Below are 22,241 nucleotides of genomic sequence, written 5' to 3' on the forward strand. Positions count from 1 at the left end.
TCGTGCAAACTATCAAGAATGGCGACTATTGTTTTCAATTCAGCAACAGAACGGGCGATTGGCCAAGAGTGGGCGCAATTGTCGTTCAGTTACAGCAAGATAGTGGCAAAACCGCCCAATTCTCGCCACGTTCTGCATTTACCTTTAGTCAGTCCAATATTTCGAATGACCGTTCTGCCCGGTCCGGAAAGGGTATCGTTATGCGCAAGGTTCTCTGGAAGTCCAATGGCGACAATATAACGTCGGCTGACTGTACGCCAGCACAAACGAGAGGCTTCATTGACAGCGAAGATGGGTCGATGAGCATTCTCGCTCTATTTCTGTTCCTCATCATTGTCGCCGCAGCCGGGATCGGTGTGGACCTGATGAAGTATGAAAGAGAGCGCGCCGAATTGCAGTACACAATGGACCGCGCGGTATTGGCTGCGGCTGACCTTGATCAAAAGGTTGATGCCGAAACAGTCGTAAAGTCGTATCTCGACAAGGCGGATCTACTGGACAACCTCAAGGACGTCAAAGTGATTAACAGTACTGGTTACCGCCATGTTACTGCGTCGGCGGTTGCTGAGTTCCCGACTCATTTCATGCATTTGAGTGGCGTCGATAGCTTGAGCGCTCCAGCGCTCAGCTCCGCCGAGGAAAGTGTCGGTGCCGTCGAAGTGTCTCTGGTTCTGGATTTTTCCACATCCATGTATGGTCCGAAACTGGCAAACCTAAAGACTGCAGCCAAAAGCATTGTCACGCAGTTGGGCTTGAAGAATGGTCTTTGGAACAAAGAGGTGTCTTTCTCGATCATCCCTTACGCAAGCCAGGTGAACGTTGGCGCGGACATGATCAAGTACTATAATCTGGATCGTTTCCAGAACTATTCTCATTGCATCAACTTCGTCGATGACGAATTCAGCAAGCCGTATCTGTCGACAACCGAGTTGAGAGAGCAGACCGCGCACTTCGATCCCTACACGATGTCGAGGGAGCCAATTGAATACCCTGTCTGTCCAACTCGGGCTGGATCCGCAATCCTGCCATTCCAGAATGACGAAACCGTCATTCACAACTACATTGATGGTCTGACTGCCCTGAACCCGGCGGTGTGGGACGAGGACTCAAGTGAAGATACCGGTACCGACAATGGTGCCAACTGGGGTCTTGCCCTTCTCGACCCCGGCACGCGACCGGTGATCAACAGCTTGGCGCATGTTGACGGGATTGTGCCGACCATGTTTGACAACCGCCCAGTTGAGTATGGAACCAACGTCCTGAAGATCTTGATCATTATCTCAGACGGGGACAACACCGACCAGTTCATGCTGAATTCATCGCGCCGTACTACGACGTCGGACATCTGGTACAATCCGGACGCAACTGCTGACGAAGGCTATTTCTCGCTGTATCAATCAAGCGGTAGCAAAGAGTACTGGTGGCCACACGATCAAACCTGGCAGGATCATCCCTACGGCAACGGCGGCCAATACTGCACCGGAAAAGGCGGAAGCCGGACCTGCGTCGAACAACCTGCCGCCGACGAACCCGGTACTGCAGTACAGCTGACCTATGTGGAGCTTCTGAACCTCGTTTCGCTGGAGTATATCGAAAATGAGATCTTCGATACGCCAAACGCATACGGTGTGTGGGAAAGCGCGGCGTTCAGCAAGAAAGAATCCACAGCCAAGGACGCTCGCACCAAGCATGTCTGCAAGGCCGCCAAGGACGAAGGCGTGATCGTGTTCAGCGTCGGTGTCGACGTAGCCTCCAACGGTAAAAAGGTCTTAGAAGACTGTGCCAGCTCGGACAGCCACTATTACGACGCAACGGCTGTTGAACTTCCGGATGCTTTCACCTCGATCGGCTCGTCCGTCCGCATGCTGAGGCTCACCCAATGATCGGAAAACTGGTTTCTGCTCTGCGCAGCTTCCGAAACCGGGAAGACGGCACCGCAACGGTCGAGTTTGTGATCGTCTTCCCAGCTTTCATGGCCCTGATGCTGTCGGGGGTCGAGTTGGCCTTCGTCACACTCAACCACGCGACTTTGGAACGAGCGGTAGACCAAACGGTAAGGGACATCCGCTTGAACACCGGTGTCGTTTTGAACCACGATACGATCAAAAAGTCGATTTGCGAGCGTGCTATGTTCATTCGCAACTGTGAAAACAGCCTCAAACTGGAAATGATCAGCCAGGATCCGTTTGCCACGGTGACGATACCGCCCGAGCCGGACTGCACCGACTTGTCAGAAGAACCGAGACCCGTACGCAATTTTGAGAATGGACAGGAAAACCAGCTGATGGTTCTACGCGCATGCGCAAAGATCAACCCCGTGTTCCCGACTTCAACAATGGGAAAGGCCCTGGCCAATCTGGAGGGTCAGTACGCCCTGACAGCGACAACTGTATTTGTACAAGAGCCGATCTAAGCCATGTTTATATCCCGCATGCAAACCCGAATGAAACGTTTCCGCAATGACGAGCAAGGTTCCATTGCGGTGGAATCCTTGATTATCTTGCCGATCCTTTTTTGGGCGGTGATGGCCGGATATACATTCTTTGAAGGTTATCGACAGAGCGCGTCGAACATCAAGGCGGCCTATACAATCGGAGACCTTCTGTCTCGAGAGACCCGCACCATCGACAATATTTACGTCGACTCAATGGAGGACATGTTCAAATTGATGGTGCGCAACGAAGTTGACCTGAAGATGCGGATTTCAGTCGTGGTATACGACGAGGCCACAGACAGCCACTCCGTATCCTGGTCAGCAATTCGCGGCGGATATACTGAGAAACTCGACGATGCAAACATCGTTTTTTACAAGGATTCCTTGCCAGCGATGGCGGATCAAAACACTCTGATTCTGGTCGAGACATCGAACACCTTTGTGCCGCCGTTCAGAGTTGGCCTTGACAACATCGATCTGAAGAACTTCGTTTTTACCCGTCCGCGCTTTACGGAAAACCTCAAGGGAAATGTCTAAATCCGCTCGGCAATCATCGCTGAAAGCACTTCGGACATGAACTTTGTCTGAGCACCCGGTGTAACACCTCCTACCCCAACGCGTCGACCAACGCGCCACCACAACCCCGGATGCCATGCGCGAAATCCGGGGTTTTTCGTCCGGATCAGAAAACCACTGGATGGCTTGAAGGCGAAAACACCCCGGTCAATTCCCTCGATTTCCGAGACCAGCGCAATCACTTCGCCTGAACTGGCTCGCAACTCCGTTTCCGTCAACTCGATCCGGTGGGACGTCGCCTGATACAGTCGTTGCGCAAGCCACAACGACAACGCACCGATTAAAATCAGAAAGACTTGCCAACCCAAGGCCGGCGGCTGTGATATGGCCACAAAAAACACCAAGAATCCGACAACGCTTAGAATAAGGACTCCCATCCAGCGCCTGGGCGCCGAAGCCTCGACAACTGCTAAAATCTCGTCTTGCATTCGGCCACTCCGGGTTGATCAGGCTTTCCAATACCCCAAACGACAACCAAGCAACAGCCTGACATTGTTCACCTTCCGCACTTCGCAAAATCGCACACTTTCGGTGAGCATCGGCCGATTGAAACCACCAAGATCATGATTACACTTAATGTCGCAAGATCCCACAAAGATCAGGAGGCACCATGTCAATCCGACCAATGCTTGAATCTAGAAAAGCGGTTCCAACGATGGAAGGGGCCGGTGTCAAACTTCACCGGGCATTTGGCTTTCAGGACCCGACTGAACTTGATCCGTTCCTGCTTTTTGACGATTTCAGAAATGATTTCCCCGAGGACTACCTTAAAGGGTTCCCGTGGCATCCCCATCGCGGTATCGAAACCATAACTTATGTTCTGGCTGGAACGGTGGAACACAGCGATTCGCTTGGTAATACTGGGTCTTTGGGCGCGGGCGATGTGCAATGGATGACAGCAGGGTCTGGAATCCTGCATCAGGAAATGCCCAAAGGGAACGCGACCGGGCAGATGCACGGCTTCCAATTGTGGGGAAACTTGCCCGCAAGCCAAAAAATGACAGCGCCACGTTATCAGGATATTCGTGGCACCGACATTCCTGAAATAACCGATGACGACGGCACCACTGTTCGTGTGATCGTCGGCTCATTCTGGGGCAAGACCGGACCGGTCGAGGGAATTGCCGCAGATCCGCAATATCTGGACATTTCTGTTCCTGCAGGCGTCAGGAAAACGTTCAAAATCGACACCTACCGCAAAGCCTTTGCCTATGTTTTCCAAGGTCAGGCTGCCTTTGCTGATGCATCGACACCGGTAGGCGTGCTGCTTGAAAAGGAGGTTGGCGGGCAAGAGGTCAATATTCGCGACATGTCGGGTGACCGAACGCTGATCCGGTTCGGCACTGGTGACGAAATCACGCTGCAGGCGGGGCCGGAAGGTGTGCGGTTCCTGCTGATTTCTGGCGCGCCAATTGCAGAACCAGTGGCCTGGCACGGGCCGATCGTGATGAATACACGCGAGGAACTGCACCAGGCATTTCGTGACCTGCGAAACGGGACCTTTATTCATCCCACGCACTGAGGTGTGATATGATGGTTCTATATTCCCCTAAAACAGGGAGCCACCATGATCGTTCGTATCTTTCGCGCCGTTATCTTTGATGATCAGATCGAGAATTTCTGCCGGTTCATGCTCGAAACTGCAATGCCCTTGATGCACAAACAAAAGGGGCTCATTTCGATAACTCCATGCCTACCCCGACCGGAGTCTCCAAACGAGTTTTGCCTGGTGATGGTGTGGGAGTCGGTGGAGGCCCTGGCAGCTTTTGCCGGAGAGGAATGGCAGCATCCACATATCATGCCCGAAGAGGAAGGCATCGTGAAAGAGCGGTTTCTACACCACTACGACTTGGCAGTGGAAACACCCTGATCAGGACGTCATGGCCTTTCGCACCATATCCCAATAGATCTTTTCGACCTGATCAAGCGACAACCTTCCTCCGCTACGATACCAGGTGTTCACGCCGTTGAGCATGGCGATCACGGCCAGCGTTGCGATCTTGGTGTCCGGAACAATGAAACAGCCCTCCTGCACGCCTCTTTTCAGAATGCCTTCAAGATCGTCCTCGTACCGGCGACGCAGTGCTTCGATCATTGCGAAATTCTCGGCAGTGAGATTGCGCAATTCCATATAGGCTATGAAAACCTCATCGGGCCGCTCCAGATGGAATCTGATGTGGAACCCCACGAATTGCTCCAAGTCCCCCAAAGCGTTGCCGGTGGCTAACCTTGTTTCGCGGGCGCGCAACAACTCGTCCATGTGCCCGTGCATCAGGCGAAACAGCAGGCTCTGTTTGTCAGGGGTATAGTTGTACAGCGCACCGGCCTGAACTCCGACATCTTTTGCGATCTGCCGCATGGAAACCGCAGCATACCCGTGTTGTGCAAATAGACGTAGCGCCGCCTTTTGGATGCGCGGGCCAGTGATATCAGAATGGGAACCTTGAGTACGTGCCATTGGCGCAGGTTATATGAACATTCGTTCAAATAGAACCCCGCTTGAACCAGTCTGGAAAAGCGGGCATCAAGATATAACGCTCCTACGGAAGAGACTTCCATGATACGGCTTATCTTTGCCATTCCTCTTGCCATGCTCGCTGGCTGTACGACGATTCCCGAGCTCACCGAAAGAGTCCCTCCCCAAATTAAGAATGCAGCTTATCCCGAGTTGGTTCCGTTGGAGGATGTCTTGGGGGCACCCGTCAATCCGCAAGAAGAAGCTACGGAACTGCAGAAACACCTACAGGCGCGGAGCGAGAGGCTGGCGTCAAAGGCACGCGAATTGCAATCCCCAGTTCTTGACGAAGCGGATCGGGACCGACTAGGTCACGAAATTACCCAATAAAACAGGCCTCAGCCGCATTGCACCCGTTCACCGAACCGGGTAAGGCAGCCCGCAACGGGCTTACAGTCAATGGCTGAAAATTCGAGCGGAAAAGGACCCAAAAAATGACACAGGCGCTGCGGCTTGGGATTGCTGGCTTGGGAACTGTCGGTGTCGGAGTTGTCAAGATTATCAGACGTCAGGCTGAAATGCTCAAGGCCCGCACAGGTCGACCGATCGAGATCGTGGCCGTATCGGCCCGAGATTCCGGAAAGGACCGGGGCATCAACCTGTCTGGCTATGCGTGGGAATCCGATCCCGTGGCCTTGGCCAAACGGGATGACATCGATGTTTTCGTCGAACTTATGGGTGGCGAAAACGGCCCTGCCAAAACCTCGGTCGAGGCTGCGCTGGCAACTGGCAAGGACGTGGTGACTGCCAACAAGGCGCTGCTTGCCATTCACGGTCTGGCACTGGCAGAAACAGCCGAAGCGGCAGGCCGCGTAATTCGTTTCGAAGCGGCTGTCGCCGGTGGCATCCCGGTCATTAAGGCGCTGACCGAGGGGTTGGCCGGCAACGAAATCACCCGTGTCATGGGCGTCATGAATGGGACCTGCAACTATATCCTGACACGCATGGAATCACAGGGGCTCGGCTACAACTCCTTGTTCGAAGAATGCGCCAAGCTCGGCTATCTAGAAGCAGATCCGAATCTTGACGTGGGCGGTATCGACGCCGCGCACAAGTTGACCCTGTTGTCGTCAATCGCATTTGGCACCAAGCCCGATTTTGATGGAATCGAGATCGAGGGCATCCAGCATATCAGCCTCGATGACATTCGTCAGGCGGCTGACATGGGATATCGAATCAAATTGTTGGGTGTCGCTCAGCGCAGCCCTCGCGGACTAGTCCAGCGGATGCAGCCATGCCTGGTGCCCAGCGACTCGCCGCTTGGTCAACTGGAAGGTGGCACCAACATGGTGGTCATCGAGGGCGACGCGGTTGAGCAAATCGTTCTGCGCGGTCCGGGAGCAGGCGAAGGTCCAACCGCGAGCGCGGTACTTGGCGACATTTGCGATCTCGCACGAGGTCTGCATATCCCCACCTTCGGACAACCCGCGAACACTTTGAAAGAAATGCTTCCGGCAAAAACAGGTTTGCCGGCCCCCTACTATCTGCGCCTGGCACTGGAAGACAAACCCGGCGCGTTGGCCAAAGTTGCTGCGATTCTTGGCAATGCGGGTGTTTCGATAGACCGAATGCGCCAATATGGGCACACCGAAAGCACCGCACCAGTTTTGATAGTCACACACAAAACCACTCGGGCAGCTCTGGATGTGGCCCTCGAAGGTTTCCGGGCAACCGATGTCGTCGCTGGGGAAGCGGTTGCGTTGCGGATCGAACAGGTCTGAGTGACCTCTCCTCTTGCGAGACCCGCCATCGGCGGGCTATGCCGATAGAAACGTCTGAATGACCGAAGGAAATTAGGGACATGAACGCAGCCAAGATCGAATTCAACGACCGGATGCTGTCACTGGGCCTTGCGCGGGTGGCAGAACAGGCCGCCCTGGCCTCCGCCTCTCTGGTGGGACGAGGTGACGAAAAGGCGGCGGATCAGGCTGCAGTGAATGCGATGCGCGAGCAATTGAACCTGCTCGATATCGCGGGCGTGGTGGTGATCGGCGAGGGTGAACGCGACGAGGCACCGATGCTCTATATCGGAGAAGAAGTAGGGACGGGCAATGGCCCGGGCGTCGACATCGCCCTAGACCCTCTCGAAGGCACCACGCTGACTGCCAAGGACATGCCGAACGCGCTGACAGTGATCGCCATGGGTCCGCGTGGTTCGATGCTGCATGCACCCGACGTCTACATGGACAAATTGGCAGTGGGTCCAGGCCTGCCGCAAGGCGTCGTTTCTCTGGACATGACACCGCGCGAACGGGTCGAAGCGCTGGCAAATGCCAAGGGCTGCAAGCCGTCAGACATCACCGTGTGCATTCTGGAACGACCCCGCCACGAAGCGATGATCGCCGAAGTTCGCGATACCGGCGCGGCCATCCGTCTGATCACCGATGGCGATGTCGCCGGCGTGATGCACTGTGCCGAAAGCGAGACGACCGGTATCGACATGTACATGGGTCAGGGCGGCGCACCCGAGGGCGTCCTGGCTGCAGCGGCACTTAAATGCATGGGAGGCCAAATTTTCGGCCGCCTCCTGTTCCGCAACGACGATGAACGTGGTCGTGCCGCCAAGGCCGGGATCACCGATCTTGACCGTATCTATTCGCGTGACGAGATGGTGACTGCGGATGTTATCTTTGCCGCAACCGGCGTGACCGGCGGTTCGCTTCTCCCGCGCATCAAACGCGAACCCGGTTGGGTAGAAACCACTACGTTGCTCATGCGCTCCAAAACCGGTTCGGTGCGTCGCATGTCCTATCGCACCCCGATGTGGTCGCACGATCCGGCATAACACTTGCACTGCCGCTGTCAGCAGGCGTAAATGGCAAAACACGAGGGGCCGGGTCCGAAATGGGTCCGGCCTTGGTCTATGAGGTGCGGTTTGAGCTTTCTGGGTGTGGAACAGTCGTTGACCGGGCGGCGTTGGGTTGGTCCTTCGGTCGAGGTTGAACGCGCCTCTGAAATGATGGCGCAGCAAAGCGACTTGCCCAGGCCGGTTTGTCAGGTATTGGCGCGGCTCGGCGTGCCCCTGATCGAAGCCAAGAGTTTTCTCGAACCCAAACTCAAGGAATTGCTGCCCGACCCCCGTGCACTCAAAGACATGGAAAGGGCCGCCAAGAGGTTTCTGGATGCGGTTCGAAAACATCAAAAGATCGCCGTCTTTGCAGACTACGACGTGGACGGAGGCAGTTCGGCGGCACTGTTGCTCGTCTGGCTGCGGCACATGGGAATACATGCGACGCTTTACGTTCCCGACCGCATCGACGAGGGTTATGGACCCAATACCCCAGCAATGCAGGAGCTCGCCTCATCGCATGATCTGATCATCTGCGTCGATTGCGGCACCCTGAGCCATGAACCGATTGCTGCGGCACAGGGGGCCGATGTGATCGTCCTGGACCACCACTTGGGCGGCGAGGCTCTGCCCGACTGCGTTGCCGTGGTAAACCCGAACCGGCAGGACGAAAGTGGCGATCTGGGATATCTTTGCGCTGCTGGAGTAGTTTTCCTGATGCTTGTCGAGGCAGGCCGCCAGATGCGCGAAGCTGGCACCAATGGGCCGGATCTTTTGTCGCTGCTCGACCTGGTGGCCCTTGCCACAGTCGCGGATGTAGCACCGCTGATTGGGGCCAACCGGGCACTGGTTAGGCAGGGGTTGAAGGTGATGGCGCAGCGAAAGCGCCCTGGACTTGTGGCCCTGTCAGACATAGCTCGAATGGATGCGGCGCCCAATACATATCATCTTGGGTTTCTTTTAGGTCCTCGGGTAAATGCAGGCGGCCGGATCGGACAGGCCGACCTCGGCGCGCGCTTGCTTAGCACCGACTCGATGGTCGAAGCCGAAGCGCTGTCGCAACGACTGGACGAACTGAACACCGAGCGCCGCGATATTGAGAACATGGTGCGCGCTGCCGCTCTGACGCAGGCAGAGGACCGCGGGTTTGATGCCCCGTTGGTCTGGGCCGCTGGCGAAGGGTGGCATCCCGGTGTTGTCGGGATCGTCGCCTCTCGACTCAAAGAAGCTGCCAATCGCCCGGCCATCGTGATCGGGTTCGATGGCAGCGAAGGCAAGGGATCTGGGCGTTCGGTGTCGGGGATCGACCTAGGCGCATCAATCCAAAGACTTGCCGCCGAAGGACTGCTGGTCAAAGGTGGCGGTCACAAGATGGCTGCCGGACTGACCGTCCTGCGCGATCAACTTGAACCGGCAATGAAGCGATTGTCGGAATTGCTCTCGAAACAGGGAGCTGGTCAGGGTGGCCCTGCCGATCTGAAGCTCGACGGCACCTTGATGCCGGGAGCTGCAACAGTGGACCTGGTAGAACAGATCGAACAAGCAGGCCCGTACGGGGCCGGTGCCCCTGCCCCACGCTATGCCCTACCTGACTTGCAAATCCGCTTTGCCAAACGCGTCGGAGAGAGCCACCTGAAGCTGTCTCTATCCGATGGTATGAGCGGGGGATTGGACGCAATCGCCTTTGCCGCCTTTGACAGCTCGATGGGGGACAGGTTGACCAATCATGGTGGGGCGCGGTTCCATTTTGCAGGGCGGCTGGAGGTCAACTCCTGGGGTGGTCGGCAAACTGTGCAACTACGGATCGAAGACGCGGCTGAGGCAGCTTTGTCGTGATTTTCTTCCTGATTGCAGAGGCGTAAAAAAGTTTCTCCGCACCGCATTTTTCGGCTTGCGGGGGAACTGCGTAATACGTAAAAGGCCCTCCACAAGCCACCGTGGCCCGTTCGTCTATCGGTTAGGACGCCAGGTTTTCAACCTGGAAAGAGGGGTTCGATTCCCCTACGGGCTGCCACATGTGCTTGTCTTGGACCAAGAAATGGCCCGTTCGTCTATCGGTTAGGACGCCAGGTTTTCAACCTGGAAAGAGGGGTTCGATTCCCCTACGGGCTGCCATTGGCCGCAACCTTTCAAACAGACAGCTTTTTGGATCCCGATCTAGCAGCTGACCGGTTTTGCCTTTACGATAAAAAAACCCGGGCCAGCGCGGCCCGGGTTCGTTTTGGTCGCAAGGATTGTCCTACTCGTCGCTCTTCAGGCTGTTGGGATCGAACACATTTCCGAACCCACTGTTGTTCGACGGCTGTTCTTCGGTATTCGAAGAACTGTCATCCTCTTCACCAGTCAGCGATCCCGGCGCGAACACACCGCCAAAGCCAGAGTTGTTGGAACCAGATGGCGCCTGAGAGTCGTCCTCTTCCGTTCCCGGCGTCAGATCGTCCGGATCGAACACGCCTTCGAACCTGCGTTGACGACGCTCTTCGCGCTCCTGACGCAGTTTCTGAATACGCTCTTCAGCTTCAAGACGTTTCTGCTCTTTGACGTCCGCAATACATTGCGCAGGATTATAGACGGTTGCCGTGCCAACAACCGTGATCGTTGCGATGCAGAACATCACAAGGATAACAGCTGCCATATTGCCGGCAAAGAAGCTGGGCAGTTTGATCTTTCCCGCCAATTCCTCGACCGTTGCATTCTTGCGTGCAGCCGCCACCAATTCCTGACGCTTGATCTTGGTTTCGTTGAGAAGGGCAAAGAACACCGTCAGCACAACAATTATGAAGGCCAGCGCCGAAATCGCCGGAGTGATCCCGTAACGCACCTTTTGCGCCAGTTCGATCGTGAGCGTCGGATATTCGCCGAAGGTGAAGGTAGTGGTGTTGTAGTTCTCGAACGAGGCGAGAAACGCCAATACCGCTGCCGAGGCGATGGCCGGTCGCATGAACGGCAGAAGGATCTTGCGGAAGGCCTGAGCGTGACTTGCCCCCAGGTCAAGAGCCGCCTCTGTGAGCGCCACGTCATAACGCTGGAGCCGCGCCACGAGTACCAGCATGCAATAACTGGCGATGAACGTCGACTGACCCACCACTGTCAGGAAGATACCATTCGACAGAAAGCTGTCGGCCCCCAAGCCCAGAACCCGGTTAATCCGATCCCAGAACACCAGTGTCGAGATACCCAATACCACGCCAGGGATCAGGATCGGTGCAATGATGACCGTATAGTAGGTGGCCCGAAGCTTGGGCCAGATCTGGGTGAGCATCAGCGCTCCAGCCAGACCCATCGCCACCGACAGAATGACCGTTCCAAGGCCAATGATCACCGAGTTCTTGATGCCATTCAGGATGCGATCATCCTGGAACAACGCGCCGAACCACTCGAACGTCAGACACTCCCAAGGCGTCATACTCGGGAACTCGGACGAGTTGAAGGCGGTGATCGACATGATCACCAACGGGCCCAACAGATAGGCAAAGAATATCGCCAGATAGACCCAGATGCTTACACGAAGGATAGAGTTGTTCATTTCCCTATATCCCCCATGTTCACCTTGAACACTCGCATCATTGCCAGCACGAACAGGATACAGGTCACCAACAGCACGATCGCATAGGCTGCGCCTTGCGGCCAGTCGTTGTTGTCATTGAACTGCTGATAAATAAGTTGCGTGAACCACAGGGATGACGGACCGCCCAGAATTTGTGGCGCAGCCAGCGCACCGGCGCTGAGCATGAATACCATGGTGCAGCCCGAGCTGATACCGGGTTTGGCGTATGGAATAACCACCCGCCAATGGATGCGCCACCAAGGTGCACCAAGATCCCGTGCAGCTTCGATCTGATTGCCGTCGAGGCTTTCGATCACGTTGTACATCGGGAAAATCATCAGCAGGATATAGGCGTAACCCAGACCGGCATAGAGCGCGATGTCGTTGCGGATGAAGTCAAAGGGCGTATCAAAGATACCTGTCCCTATCAGCAAAGTATTCAGCACCCCGGTCTCACCAAAGATGATACGCAAGGCAAATGCGCGCAGGATCTCGTTGATCCAATAGGGAATGATCAACATGATCGCGAAGACGCGGATCTGATTGCCTTTGGTCTGTCCAAGATAATAGGCAATCGGATAGCACAGGATCAGGTTGAAGATCGTCACACAAACTGCGGCAACAAGCGTGCGGAAAAAGACCTTGAGGTCGACGACGTTATAGTCCTGCCCGCCCCCTTCTGGTCCAAAAACGAGGTATTTATAGTTCTCCAGTGTATAGACGTCCTTTGGACCACCGATTTCTGGCGGCGGCAGGTTCGGACGGAATGAAAAGTCAAGCATCGACAGCTGTGGCAGGATGATCAGGCCGATGGTCCAGAACAGGACCAGACCCAGGATCGCAAGCCCCATGCCGAAGCCGTTGCGGTTGAAGAATTCCTTGAGGAAGCCGGGCATGATCTGGCCTCCTTATTCCGCAGCCAGTTCGCCGGCGGGCACGATAACCGCATTGCGGGTCTCGTATTCCAGCGTGATCATCTGGCCGGTATGATCGTCGAAGGATTGGCCAAGGTTGGGAATGGACACCTTGATTTCTTTGCCTCCTTCACCTGCGGTGAAAATGTTGAACGCATTTCCTTCGAACTCTTCGTGATTGACCCGCGCGGTAACAAAGTGCGTTCCCTTGGCACCATCCGGAGCGATAGCGAACGCTTCGGGGCGGATAAACATCATGGCGGCATCGCCCTCATTCATCTTGCCCCGATTGGCAGTCGATATTCGCGCAACCAGATCGCCCGAGCGGTTCGTCGAAATCATCGCCTCATTACCCATGATTTTCTTGATCTTACCGCGGAACACGTTGTTTTCGCCAACGAACGACGCAGCGAATGCCGTCGACGGATCGTTGTAGATCGATTTGCCATCACCGATTTGGTCGATCACACCGGCACGCATCACGGCGATGCTGTCCGACATGGTCAGTGCCTCGCCCTGATCGTGAGTGATATAGATGAACGTGATGCCCACGCGCTGCTGGATTTCGCGCAATTCAGTACGCATGTGCTGACGCAATTTCAGGTCGAGTGCGGAAAGAGGCTCGTCCAGCAGCAGCACATGCGGCTCGGCACATAACGCACGAGCGATGGCGACACGCTGGCGCTGGCCGCCTGAAAGCTCACTGGGAAGCTTGTCACCTTGTCCCGGCAGCGCAATCATGTCCAGCAGTTCGTCCGCGCGCTTGCGACGTTCAGCGGCACTGGCGCCCTTGATTTCCATCGAAAAGGTAATGTTCTCCCAAACTTTCATCAGCGGGAACAGCGCAAGGTTCTGAAAGATCAGCGCCGTCGGCCGCTTGTTCGGGCCGATCCCCTTCATGTTGTTGCCGCCGATCAGAACATTGCCCTCGGACGGTTCCAGAAAGCCCGAAACTGCGCGCAAGATTGTGGTCTTGCCACAGCCCGAAGGGCCTAGGAACGAAAAGAAATCGCCCCCGTTGATATTCACATTGGCGTCGCGCACGGCGACAAAGTCCCCGAAACGGATCCAAAGGTTTTCCAGATCGACTCCGACCCCAGCACTCATTTTTGGTTTCTCCCTGTGATGTCAGTCCGTTCATGCGGCGACATCTTTTGTTGCAGTGTGCAAGACGCACACAAAGAGGGCCCCCTGAACACGCAGGGGACCCATATTTGAAGCGATCAGGCGCTTACGAACTTGTTGACGAACTCGGTCCGCACTTCGGCATACCAGGGGGCTTCGGCCGGCCACGGGTTCAGGTTGGCCAGCGAGTCGCCCGGATAGGCTTCGGCAAAGTTCTTCTTGTAGACGTCGCCAGCGAATTGGTCGGCGCCCAGTACCGGCGAGTTGTAGCCGTGACTGTCGATGGCCACGCCGGCCGGTTCCTTGCGATAGGCGAACTCGATGAAAGCATAGATCTGATCCATGTTTTCTGCACCGGTAGGCATCGACATGCCATCAACCCACGCCATCGCGCCTTCGACCGGGGCTTGATAGTGGACCGGTTCGCCTGCGGCCTTAAGCGCCAGCGGAGGACCATCCCAAGTCTGACCGACCACAACACCTTCGTTCAACAGCCCGTTCTTCTGGGTGTCGGCGTCATTCCAGATCAGCTTGATGCGCGATTTGCGCGCGATGACCCAATCGGTGATCTGACCCCATACCTTACGCATGGTGTCTTCGTCATTATATGCAGACCAAACCGATCCAGGCTCCATCTCGCCTGCGCGTTCCATGTACAGGCCAGCACCCAGCATCATCGAATGCGCGCGCCCCATGGTCTTGCCAGCATTCTCTTCCGACCAAACATCGCCGTAGGATGGTGCATCGCCATCGGGAAGCCATAGATCTGTACGATAAGCGATGCCCTCGGTACCCCAGATGTGCGGCAGCCAGTGCACGCCGCTGCCGCCAAAATTCCAGGCATCGGTGCCGATTTTGGCCATGGCCGGGTTCACCGCGTCGATACCAACCTTGCTCATGTCAAAGGGCTGCAGCAGTTCCAGCGGTTCCCACTGGAGCGAGCGATTGTTTGTAGGCGAAACAATATCGAAACCCTGCCCCTTGGTGGCCTTCATCTTGTTGATGATTTCCTCGTTCGAGCCGATACCGGTATAGTTCACCTTGATACCGGTCTCTTTTTCGAACGCTTCAAGGAACGACGGTGGCAGATAGTCAGACCACATCAGGATGTTGATTTCACCCGACGAGGCCAACGCGCTTTTCGAGTACAAAGGCGCTGCCAAAGCGGCTGCACCTGCACTCTTCAAGACACTGCGTCGAGTTACGTTAGATTTTGAAGCCATTTTTATTCTCCCATTTTGGACTGTTTTGGCTAGTTTGTTGTTGTTGTCAGATGATGACGTTTTCATGAAGTTTCCTAGTGTCTTTTCCCTTCCTGAAGTGACAGTTGGATATTTCCATAAGTCCAGTTTACGTAAGGACTCAATTCTTAGTGAAATATTGCATTGGTCATCTACCTTTGCAAACCCGCTGGCCACTTCCCCGCACATGCCCGCTTAACCTTTTTCAATTATTTGAAAAGTTTGCAGCAGATTATTGATGCGCAGCTCATGATCGGCTTGCATTCTTTTTGGGTTTCTTGGATCGGTGGTTCTCCATTGAGGTTTCCACTATCCATCTCACCTGTTCCGTCATGCACTCAGTTTCAAACAGATCAACTTGCAAGGTCAACACAATTGAGAGCAACCGTCAGTCGCTGCATTCGCCAGTTTTGGGACATCGGGCAAAGAATAAACACCGGCGGCGCGCGTTTCACCCAAAGTGATCTCCCATAGCGCAGTATTGGGGCATGCAACAAACTTCTTTCGCGTCGGGAAATTCAGGCCGGCGAGCCTACACGCCGGCCCGATTCACCCACGTGTTTCAATTCACAAGGCGGTTCTGAACAAGCCAATCAGGTTTTCTTCGGTCAACTTGATCGGGTTCCCGCCGCAGGACGGATCGGTGATGGCACCTTTAACCAACTCTGGAATGGACCTCTCTGTCACCCCCAGTTCAGACAGTCTGCGCGGGATGCCGAAGCTGTCGTTGAATTCCTGCACAAAGGCGCGAAAGCCGTCAAAGCCCCCGTTGATACCCAGATAGGCGGCGGCGTGCTGGAATCGGTCGGCGATGGCGGGGGCGTTAAAATCCAGCACAGCAGGCATACAGACCGCGTTGGTGGTGCCGTGATGGGTGTTGAACACCGCGCCGATGGGGTGGCTCATGGCGTGGATCGCGCCCAGCCCCTTCTGGAAGGCGGTTGCGCCCATGGCCGCTGCGCTCATCATCTGGGCGCGGGCCTCAATGTCGCTGCCATCTGCGTAAGCGCGCGGCAGATATTCTTTCACCAAGCGCATACCTTCCAGTGCGATGCCCTGGCTCATCGGGTGATAATGCGGGCTCGAATAGGCTTCGACGCAATGCGCGAAGGCGTCCAGACCGGTGCCTGCGGTGATGAATTTGGGCATCCCAACCGTCAGTTCAGGATCGCAGATCACCACCGTCGGCAGGACCTTGGGGTGGAAGATGATCTTCTTGGCGTGGGTCTCGGAATTTGTAATGACGCTGGCGCGGCCCACTTCGGACCCGGTTCCGGCAGTGGTGGGCACCGCTATAATCGGCGCGATGGCATCGGCATCCGCGCGGGTCCACCAGTCGCCGATATCCTCAAAGTCCCACACGGGCCGCGTCTGGCCGCACATGAAGGCGACCATCTTGCCCAGGTCCAGCCCCGAGCCGCCGCCAAAGGCAATCACACCATCGTGCCCACCGGCCTTGTATGCCGCAACGCCTGCGTCGAGGTTTTTCTCATTTGGGTTAGGGTCCACGTCACTGAATACACCGCGGCCCAGACCAGCCGCCGCCATGATATCCAGCGTCGCCGCAGTGATCGGCAGATCGGCCAACCCCTTGTCCGTGACCAGCAGGGGTTTCTTCATACCGGCTGCGGCACAGGCTGCGGGCAGTTCCTTGATGCGCCCGGCACCAAATTTGATTGCGGTCGGATAGGACCAGTTTCCAACGAGTGACATGTCAGGTTTCCTTTGTGATATGAGACCTGCTCGGGCGAGGGGGTCAGACCCGAGCAGGCCGTCGTCCTTAGCCCGTGACCTTCTTCAGGTGGTAGGATTTGGGACGGGTGAGATTGTGATAGCCGATGACCGAAAGACCACCGCCGCGCCCGGTATTCTTGCAACCGGTCCAGCACAGGCCAGGGTCCAGATAGTCGGCCCGGTTCATGAAGACGGTGCCGGTCTCGATCTGGTCGCCCACACGCGCCGCGCGATCCACATCGCGGGTCCATAGGCTGGCAGTCAGGCCAAATTCGCTGTCATTCATCAGCGCGATGGCCTCAGCATCCGAGGACACTTTCATGATGCCCACTACAGGCCCAAAGCTTTCATCCCGCATCACCCGCATGTCATGGGTCACATTGGTCAGGATCTGCGGCGTGAGGTATGCGCCGCCGTCATCCTCGGGGAAGGGGGCGATCTGCGCGACCGCACCGGCCTCAACCGCTTCGGCAATCTGGGCGCGCACCTCGTCAGCGAAACGCACATTGGCCATCGGACCAATGGTTGTTTCGGCGTCCAGCGGATTGCCCAGTTTGTAGCCTTTCACGATCTCAACAGCCTTGGCGACAAAGTCATCATAAAGGCTTTCGTGAACGTAAATCCGCTCGATCCCACAGCAACACTGGCCCGAATTGAACATCGCGCCATCGATCAATGTATCAACCGCTGCGTCCAGGTCGGCGTCGTCCATGACATAACCCGGATCCTTGCCCCCAAGTTCGGTGCCGACTCCGGTGAAGGTGCCCGCTGCCGCACGCTCCATGGCCTGACCGCCACTGACCGAACCGGTGAAGTTCACAAAGTCGAACGCGTTGCCCGCAATCAGATCATTGGTCACGTCGTGGCTGAGGAATACATTCTGGAACACGTCTTCAGGCACCCCCGCCGAATGGAACGCCTGCGCCATCCGCTCACCAACCAACAAAGTCTGGGTCGCGTGTTTCAGAACAACCGTGTTGCCCGCGATCAGCGCGGGCGCCACCGTGTTGATCGCCGTCATGTAAGGATAGTTCCAGGGTGCAACAACAAAGACCACCCCGTGAGGAATGCGCTTGATATAGCGTTTGAAAGTCTCGTCTTCGCCCACGGCAATATCGGCCAGTGACGCTTCGGCAATCTCCGCCATATGGCTGGCACGTTCGCTGAAGCCACCAAACTCGCCGCCATAGCGCACCGGGCGGCCCATCATATGCGCCAGTTCCGGAACGATCTCATCATTCATCGCGCCGACGGCCGCGACGCCCGCCAAAACGAGGTCAATACGGTCCTGCAAGGGCCGCGCCGCCCAATCCGCCTGTGCTTTGCGCGCGCGCGCTGCGGCTGCAAAGGCAGCCGCCCGCGGCAGTACTTCTCGTTCCGCAAATACCGATCCATCGATCGGCGAGACACATTGCAACATCTGCCCCATAGTCACTCCATCTCTAAAGAGAGCAGGATCCCTGCTTCATCTGGCCATAAATATCCCGGGGGTCGCCTTTGTTTGCGCCATTGGTCCGAGCAGACAATGGCGACGGGCAGGACCCCCGGCCGCGCCTGATCTCAGGCCCGCTCAAACCCGCGGGCAATTTCCCAATCGGTTACCACGCGTTCGAATTCCTCGATTTCGACCTCAGCCGCGCGGGTATAGTGATCGACAACGTCATCGCCCATCGCCGCGCGCAGCATCTGTGATCCGTGCAAAGCGTTGCGTGCATCCTTCAATGTACCCGGGATCTTTCCCGTCTCGCCCTGATAGACATCACCCTTTGTCGGCGGCTGCAACTCCAGCCCTTCTTCGATCCCCGCGATCCCGGCCGCCAGCATCCCTGCAATCGCCAGATAGGGGTTCATATCCGACCCCGGAATACGGCACTCGACCCGTATCGCCTTGGTGCCATCCCCGCACAGGCGGTACCCGGCCGTGCGGTTGTCTACCGACCAGATGATCCGCGTCGGTGCAAAAGTGCCCTTCATGAACCGCTTGTAGCTGTTGATGTACGGAGCCATGAAATACGTGTAATCGGCGGCATATTTCAGAAGACCGGCCATATAGCTTTTCATCAGCGCCGACATGCCCAGTTCATCCCCGGCATCATAGAAGGCAGGTTTGCCATCCGCCCATAGCGACTGATGCACATGAGACGAACTGCCCACCCTTTCATGATGCCATTTCGGCAGAAAGGTCGCCGCATGACCCTGCTGCCAGGCGATTTCTTTCACCGCGTTCTTGGCGATCGAGTGATACTCTGCCGTGTCCATCGCAGGCGCGTATTTGATGTTCAGCTCTTCCTGCCCGGCCTCGGCTTCACCTTTGGTGTTCTCGACCGGAATGCCCGCATCCCACAGGTGGTTCCGGATCGGGCGCATCACATGCTCTTCCTTGGTGGTCTGCAGAATGTGATAATCTTCGTTATAACCCGAGATCGGCTCCAGATCGCGGAACCCTTCCTTGCGGATCGCATCAAAGCTTTTCGCGAACAGGAAGAATTCCAGTTCGGTGGCACACATCGCCTCATACCCCATCGCCTTCAGGCGGTTCACCTGTTTCTTCAGGATCGAGCGCGGCGCATGGGGTACCTCTTCGTGGGTGTGGTGATCCAGAACGTCACACAAAACCATCACCGTGCCTTCGAGCCAGGGCACCGGGCGCAGCGTGTCCAGATCGGGCTTCATGACATAATCGCCATACCCCCGCTCCCAGCTTGTGGACGCGAACCCGCTGGGCGTGGCCATCTCAAGGTCGGTGGCCAGAAGGTAGTTGCAGCAATGGGTTTCTTCCCATGCGCCTGCCACAAAATGACCGGCATGGAACCTTTTGCCCATCAAACGGCCCTGCATGTCCACCATGCAAACCAGGACAGTATCCACTTCCCCGGTCGAAACCTGTGTCTTGAGATGTTCGAAGGTGAGTGTTGCGCTCACGATGCGTCCTCCCTGATCGCAATGTCCTTCAGCGCCGGCTCAAGCAGCGCCAATATTTCCCGTGCCATGTCGGCAACCTGCTCATCGGTGCGCAACAGATCGTTGCGTACTTCAATCATCACATTGGCCAAGCCCCGGCTCAGAGCGTGCAGGCGCAGCGAATGGGTCACGCCGTCGGACGGACCATAAGGTTCGTTCCTTTCGATCTGGCGGTGTGGAATGCGATCAGCGTGGCCCAGCATCGCATCCACCAACCGGCTGTCTTCATCATGAAGCAAACCCAGTTCCACCTTGCGCGCCTGCCCAAAGTAAACCCGCGTGAAGGAATGCACCGTCACCACCACCGTGTCCGGTCCGCGTGCCTCCAGCACCTGAGAGACTGCAATGCAAAACGGGCCGTAAACTGCCGCCGTGCGGGCGTCCCGGTCTGCTTGAGTGAGATTGCGGTTGCCCGGCACTTCGATCAACTCAGATTTCTCGGGTATGGCACTTGGCGCTTCGGGTGGGCGGTTACAGTCGTAGACCAGCCGCGACACCGTCGAAGCCACTCCGACCGCATCCAGCGCCTCGGATAAAAGCAGCGTCAAGGCACGCGCGCCCGGATCCCATGCAGCGTGGCTGAGGCGCTCAACGTCAGACAAACCCAAACCGTCATACTCGTCTGGAATCCTATTGCTGGCATGTTCGCACAGAAGCACAACCTGCCCTTTCCCCGTTGCATTCAGTATCTCGAACGGAGCCGTCATTCCTGATCCTCCGAATGCATCTGCCTGTCACTTCTCGGCATATCTTCGATCAAACGAGTTTCCAGCAATTGCCCATTGCGATACAGGATCGGATAGGCCACCGCCGCAATATGGCTGTTGAACTCACGAAGCGCGCGCAGGGTTTCCAGATGGATGTCGCTGGTCTCAAAACTCTCTGTTGTGCCGTGCTGCAGACGTTTGAGATGGCGCTTGCGGCTGTCACGCTCGGCACGTTTGATCTCGGTTTTTTCCAGGCTTAATAGACGGGCGCTTTCCAGATCGTCCGAGATCAACACGTTCGAAGCCAGCTTCAGGTTCGCAACGATGCCTTCATGCATGTGCACCAGTTCCATCCACCCTTCCTGCGAGAACGAAGCGCCTTTTTTTCGCATCTCTCCGGCCAGAACCGTCAGACGTTTGGCGACCACGTCGCCCGCAGTCTCAAGCCTGATGGCATATTCCATCAGATCACGGGCGATCTTGGCGTTTTCCTTTCCGAATCCCTCTGTCGGGATCGACGCAACATAAGACCGGATGCCCGACAGACAGTCATTCACATCGTCATCGATCACCTGCACCGCGCGGATCTGTTCCTTGTCGCCGCTGCGATACAGTTCCAAGGCAGGTTCGAACATGGACTGTACCAGATCGCTCATCCGCAGCAATTCTCGCTTGAGCCCGGCCAAAGCTTGAGAGGGATTGGTCAGGACACGCTTGTCCAGCGCGCTGTGCGGTCGTCCGGGTTGCAACTTGGCGCTGTCCCTGTTGGGTTCGGGAATAAGCCGCTCGAACGGGGCCTGCAAGCGACCGCAAAACGGGATTGCCAGAACAAGCAATGATGCGTTGAAGACAAGGTGTGCGTTCACCAGCATCTGCCCCCCTTGCAGATCACCCAGAAGACCGCTGCGCAGTGCGATATTGGCGGCGAACAAGGTAACTACCGCCCAGCTGCCGCGCAGAAACAGGTTGGCGAACGGGATGCGGCGTGCGGAAAGGCTCATCCCCCGGGTCAGCCAGACCGGAATGAAAGCCGAACCGAAATTCGCCCCCAGCATCAGTGACAATCCGGCGGCAAAGGGAATAGCGCCGATCTGCACCAGCGTCACGCACATCAAAATCGCCGCCACCGAGGAATGCATGACAAAGGCCAATGCGCCGCCGACCAGAAACGCAGTTATATAGTCACGCGCCAGATAATCCGCGATTGCGGGCAGAAAGGCGCTGTCGCGGATCGGGTCCATCGCTTCGCGCAGGAAGCGCAGCGAGATAAGAATGAACGCAACCCCCATCAGGATACGCCCAAGTTGCCGCGCCTTCTTGGCCTCTGTCTTGACAAACAGATAGCCACCAATGGCCAACAAAACCGGCACAAGCCAATCCAGCTCGAATGACAGGATCTGAATAATCAGCGCCGAACCCAGGTCTCCACCCAACACGATGGCAAGCCCGGCTGGAAATGTCAGCATACCGCTGGCGGCAAATCCCGAGGACAACAATGCCACCGCCGCCGAACTTTGCAGCACGATGGCCATGACAATCCCGACAAGCGACGCTTGGGCATAGCTGCGCTGACCGGTCATGACACGTTGAAACGACGCGCCATAGCTGCGCTCGATCCCCGTGCGCACCATCCGCACTGCATAGAGCAGCAGCATTGTCGCTCCGGCCAGGCTTATGATGAAACTGACAATCGCCATAG

20 protein-coding genes and 2 tRNA genes are annotated in these 22,241 nt (G+C 56.4%); 11 read left to right on the top strand and 11 right to left on the bottom strand.

Features of this window, described 5'->3' with window-relative positions; all coding sequences use genetic code 11:
* The first annotated feature begins 200 nt into the window (after window positions 1-200).
* The 3 genes from AC2FNB_RS01335 to AC2FNB_RS01345 are packed head-to-tail and all read left to right on the top strand — an operon-like array spanning window position 201 to window position 2,971.
* Window positions 201-1,883: a Tad domain-containing protein gene (locus AC2FNB_RS01335; RefSeq protein ID WP_480749839.1), complete on the top strand. Its 1,683-nt coding sequence runs from the start codon at window positions 201-203 to the stop codon at window positions 1,881-1,883.
* Entirely contained in the window at window positions 1,880-2,413 is a 534-nt protein-coding gene (locus AC2FNB_RS01340) for a TadE/TadG family type IV pilus assembly protein (RefSeq protein WP_496743987.1), read from the top strand. Before AC2FNB_RS01335 ends, AC2FNB_RS01340 begins: the two co-directional genes overlap by 4 nt.
* Window positions 2,414-2,443: 30 nt before the next feature.
* Window positions 2,444-2,971, top strand: coding sequence for a TadE/TadG family type IV pilus assembly protein (locus tag AC2FNB_RS01345; protein WP_496743989.1), 528 nt, complete (start codon window positions 2,444-2,446; stop codon window positions 2,969-2,971).
* On the opposite strand, the gene AC2FNB_RS01350 is transcribed toward AC2FNB_RS01345, so the two are convergent.
* Entirely contained in the window at window positions 2,968-3,438 is a 471-nt protein-coding gene (locus tag AC2FNB_RS01350; protein WP_496743991.1) for a hypothetical protein, read from the bottom strand. The two genes, AC2FNB_RS01345 and AC2FNB_RS01350, sit on opposite strands and share 4 nt — an antisense overlap.
* Before the next feature lie 182 nt (window positions 3,439-3,620).
* On the opposite strand from AC2FNB_RS01350, the gene AC2FNB_RS01355 reads away from it, so the two are divergent.
* Together AC2FNB_RS01355 and AC2FNB_RS01360 are read left to right on the top strand one after the other, a co-directional pair.
* Window positions 3,621-4,532: a pirin family protein gene (locus tag AC2FNB_RS01355; protein ID WP_480749835.1), complete on the top strand. Its 912-nt coding sequence runs from the start codon at window positions 3,621-3,623 to the stop codon at window positions 4,530-4,532.
* Window positions 4,533-4,577: 45 nt separating this feature from the next.
* Window positions 4,578-4,880 carry an antibiotic biosynthesis monooxygenase gene (locus AC2FNB_RS01360; protein ID WP_496743993.1) on the top strand — a complete coding sequence of 101 codons (303 nt, stop codon included), beginning with the start codon at window positions 4,578-4,580 and terminating at the stop codon, window positions 4,878-4,880.
* Here AC2FNB_RS01360 and AC2FNB_RS01365 read toward each other — a convergent pair whose 3' ends face one another.
* Window positions 4,881-5,468, bottom strand: coding sequence for a TetR/AcrR family transcriptional regulator (locus AC2FNB_RS01365; RefSeq protein ID WP_496743995.1), 588 nt, complete (start codon window positions 5,466-5,468; stop codon window positions 4,881-4,883).
* A 99-nt stretch (window positions 5,469-5,567) separates the two neighbouring features.
* On the opposite strand from AC2FNB_RS01365, the gene AC2FNB_RS01370 reads away from it, so the two are divergent.
* From AC2FNB_RS01370 to AC2FNB_RS01395, 6 genes are all read left to right on the top strand, one after another.
* A complete protein-coding gene (locus tag AC2FNB_RS01370; protein WP_496743996.1) occupies window positions 5,568-5,855 on the top strand; it encodes a hypothetical protein in 288 nt (95 codons plus the stop codon).
* A gap of 104 nt (window positions 5,856-5,959) precedes the next feature.
* Window positions 5,960-7,246 (top strand): homoserine dehydrogenase, encoded by a 1,287-nt coding sequence (locus AC2FNB_RS01375; RefSeq protein WP_480749831.1) that lies wholly within the window; start codon window positions 5,960-5,962, stop codon window positions 7,244-7,246.
* Between the two features lie 80 nt (window positions 7,247-7,326).
* Complete coding sequence (glpX, locus tag AC2FNB_RS01380; RefSeq protein WP_480749830.1) at window positions 7,327-8,310, top strand: class II fructose-bisphosphatase; 984 nt, start codon at window positions 7,327-7,329, stop codon at window positions 8,308-8,310.
* A gap of 90 nt (window positions 8,311-8,400) precedes the next feature.
* Window positions 8,401-10,149 (top strand): single-stranded-DNA-specific exonuclease RecJ, encoded by a 1,749-nt coding sequence (gene recJ / locus AC2FNB_RS01385; RefSeq protein ID WP_480749829.1) that lies wholly within the window; start codon window positions 8,401-8,403, stop codon window positions 10,147-10,149.
* Window positions 10,150-10,252: 103 nt separating this feature from the next.
* Window positions 10,253-10,327: transfer RNA gene (locus AC2FNB_RS01390), tRNA-Glu, on the top strand.
* Window positions 10,328-10,353: 26 nt separating this feature from the next.
* A tRNA-Glu gene (locus AC2FNB_RS01395) sits at window positions 10,354-10,428 on the top strand.
* A gap of 124 nt (window positions 10,429-10,552) precedes the next feature.
* Here AC2FNB_RS01395 and AC2FNB_RS01400 read toward each other — a convergent pair.
* The 9 genes from AC2FNB_RS01400 to AC2FNB_RS01440 form a co-directional block, all read right to left on the bottom strand.
* Window positions 10,553-11,839 carry an ABC transporter permease gene (locus AC2FNB_RS01400; protein ID WP_480749812.1) on the bottom strand — a complete coding sequence of 429 codons (1,287 nt, stop codon included), beginning with the start codon at window positions 11,837-11,839 and terminating at the stop codon, window positions 10,553-10,555.
* The gene (locus tag AC2FNB_RS01405) at window positions 11,836-12,756 is read right to left on the bottom strand and encodes an ABC transporter permease (protein WP_480749811.1); all 921 of its coding nucleotides are present in this window, start codon (window positions 12,754-12,756) and stop codon (window positions 11,836-11,838) included. The genes AC2FNB_RS01400 and AC2FNB_RS01405 overlap by 4 nt, the downstream gene beginning before the upstream one ends.
* A gap of 12 nt (window positions 12,757-12,768) precedes the next feature.
* Entirely contained in the window at window positions 12,769-13,881 is a 1,113-nt protein-coding gene (locus AC2FNB_RS01410; protein ID WP_480749810.1) for an ABC transporter ATP-binding protein, read from the bottom strand.
* A 116-nt stretch (window positions 13,882-13,997) separates the two neighbouring features.
* Window positions 13,998-15,122, bottom strand: a complete 1,125-nt coding sequence (locus AC2FNB_RS01415; protein ID WP_496744000.1) for an extracellular solute-binding protein — start codon at window positions 15,120-15,122, stop codon at window positions 13,998-14,000.
* 585 nt (window positions 15,123-15,707) lie between these two features.
* Window positions 15,708-16,853 carry an iron-containing alcohol dehydrogenase gene (locus AC2FNB_RS01420; RefSeq protein ID WP_496744002.1) on the bottom strand — a complete coding sequence of 382 codons (1,146 nt, stop codon included), beginning with the start codon at window positions 16,851-16,853 and terminating at the stop codon, window positions 15,708-15,710.
* A gap of 67 nt (window positions 16,854-16,920) precedes the next feature.
* Window positions 16,921-18,303 carry an aldehyde dehydrogenase family protein gene (locus AC2FNB_RS01425; RefSeq protein ID WP_496744004.1) on the bottom strand — a complete coding sequence of 461 codons (1,383 nt, stop codon included), beginning with the start codon at window positions 18,301-18,303 and terminating at the stop codon, window positions 16,921-16,923.
* 131 nt (window positions 18,304-18,434) lie between these two features.
* Window positions 18,435-19,796 carry a glutamine synthetase family protein gene (locus tag AC2FNB_RS01430; RefSeq protein ID WP_496744005.1) on the bottom strand — a complete coding sequence of 454 codons (1,362 nt, stop codon included), beginning with the start codon at window positions 19,794-19,796 and terminating at the stop codon, window positions 18,435-18,437.
* Window positions 19,793-20,542, bottom strand: coding sequence for an N-formylglutamate amidohydrolase (locus AC2FNB_RS01435; RefSeq protein ID WP_496744007.1), 750 nt, complete (start codon window positions 20,540-20,542; stop codon window positions 19,793-19,795). The genes AC2FNB_RS01430 and AC2FNB_RS01435 overlap by 4 nt, the downstream gene beginning before the upstream one ends.
* On the bottom strand, window positions 20,539-22,239 hold the full coding sequence (locus AC2FNB_RS01440; RefSeq protein WP_496744009.1) for a Na/Pi cotransporter family protein: 1,701 nt from the start codon (window positions 22,237-22,239) through the stop codon (window positions 20,539-20,541). The genes AC2FNB_RS01435 and AC2FNB_RS01440 overlap by 4 nt, the downstream gene beginning before the upstream one ends.
* Window positions 22,240-22,241 lie beyond the last annotated feature (2 nt).

The organism is Ruegeria sp. BHSB058 (assembly GCF_059613285.1).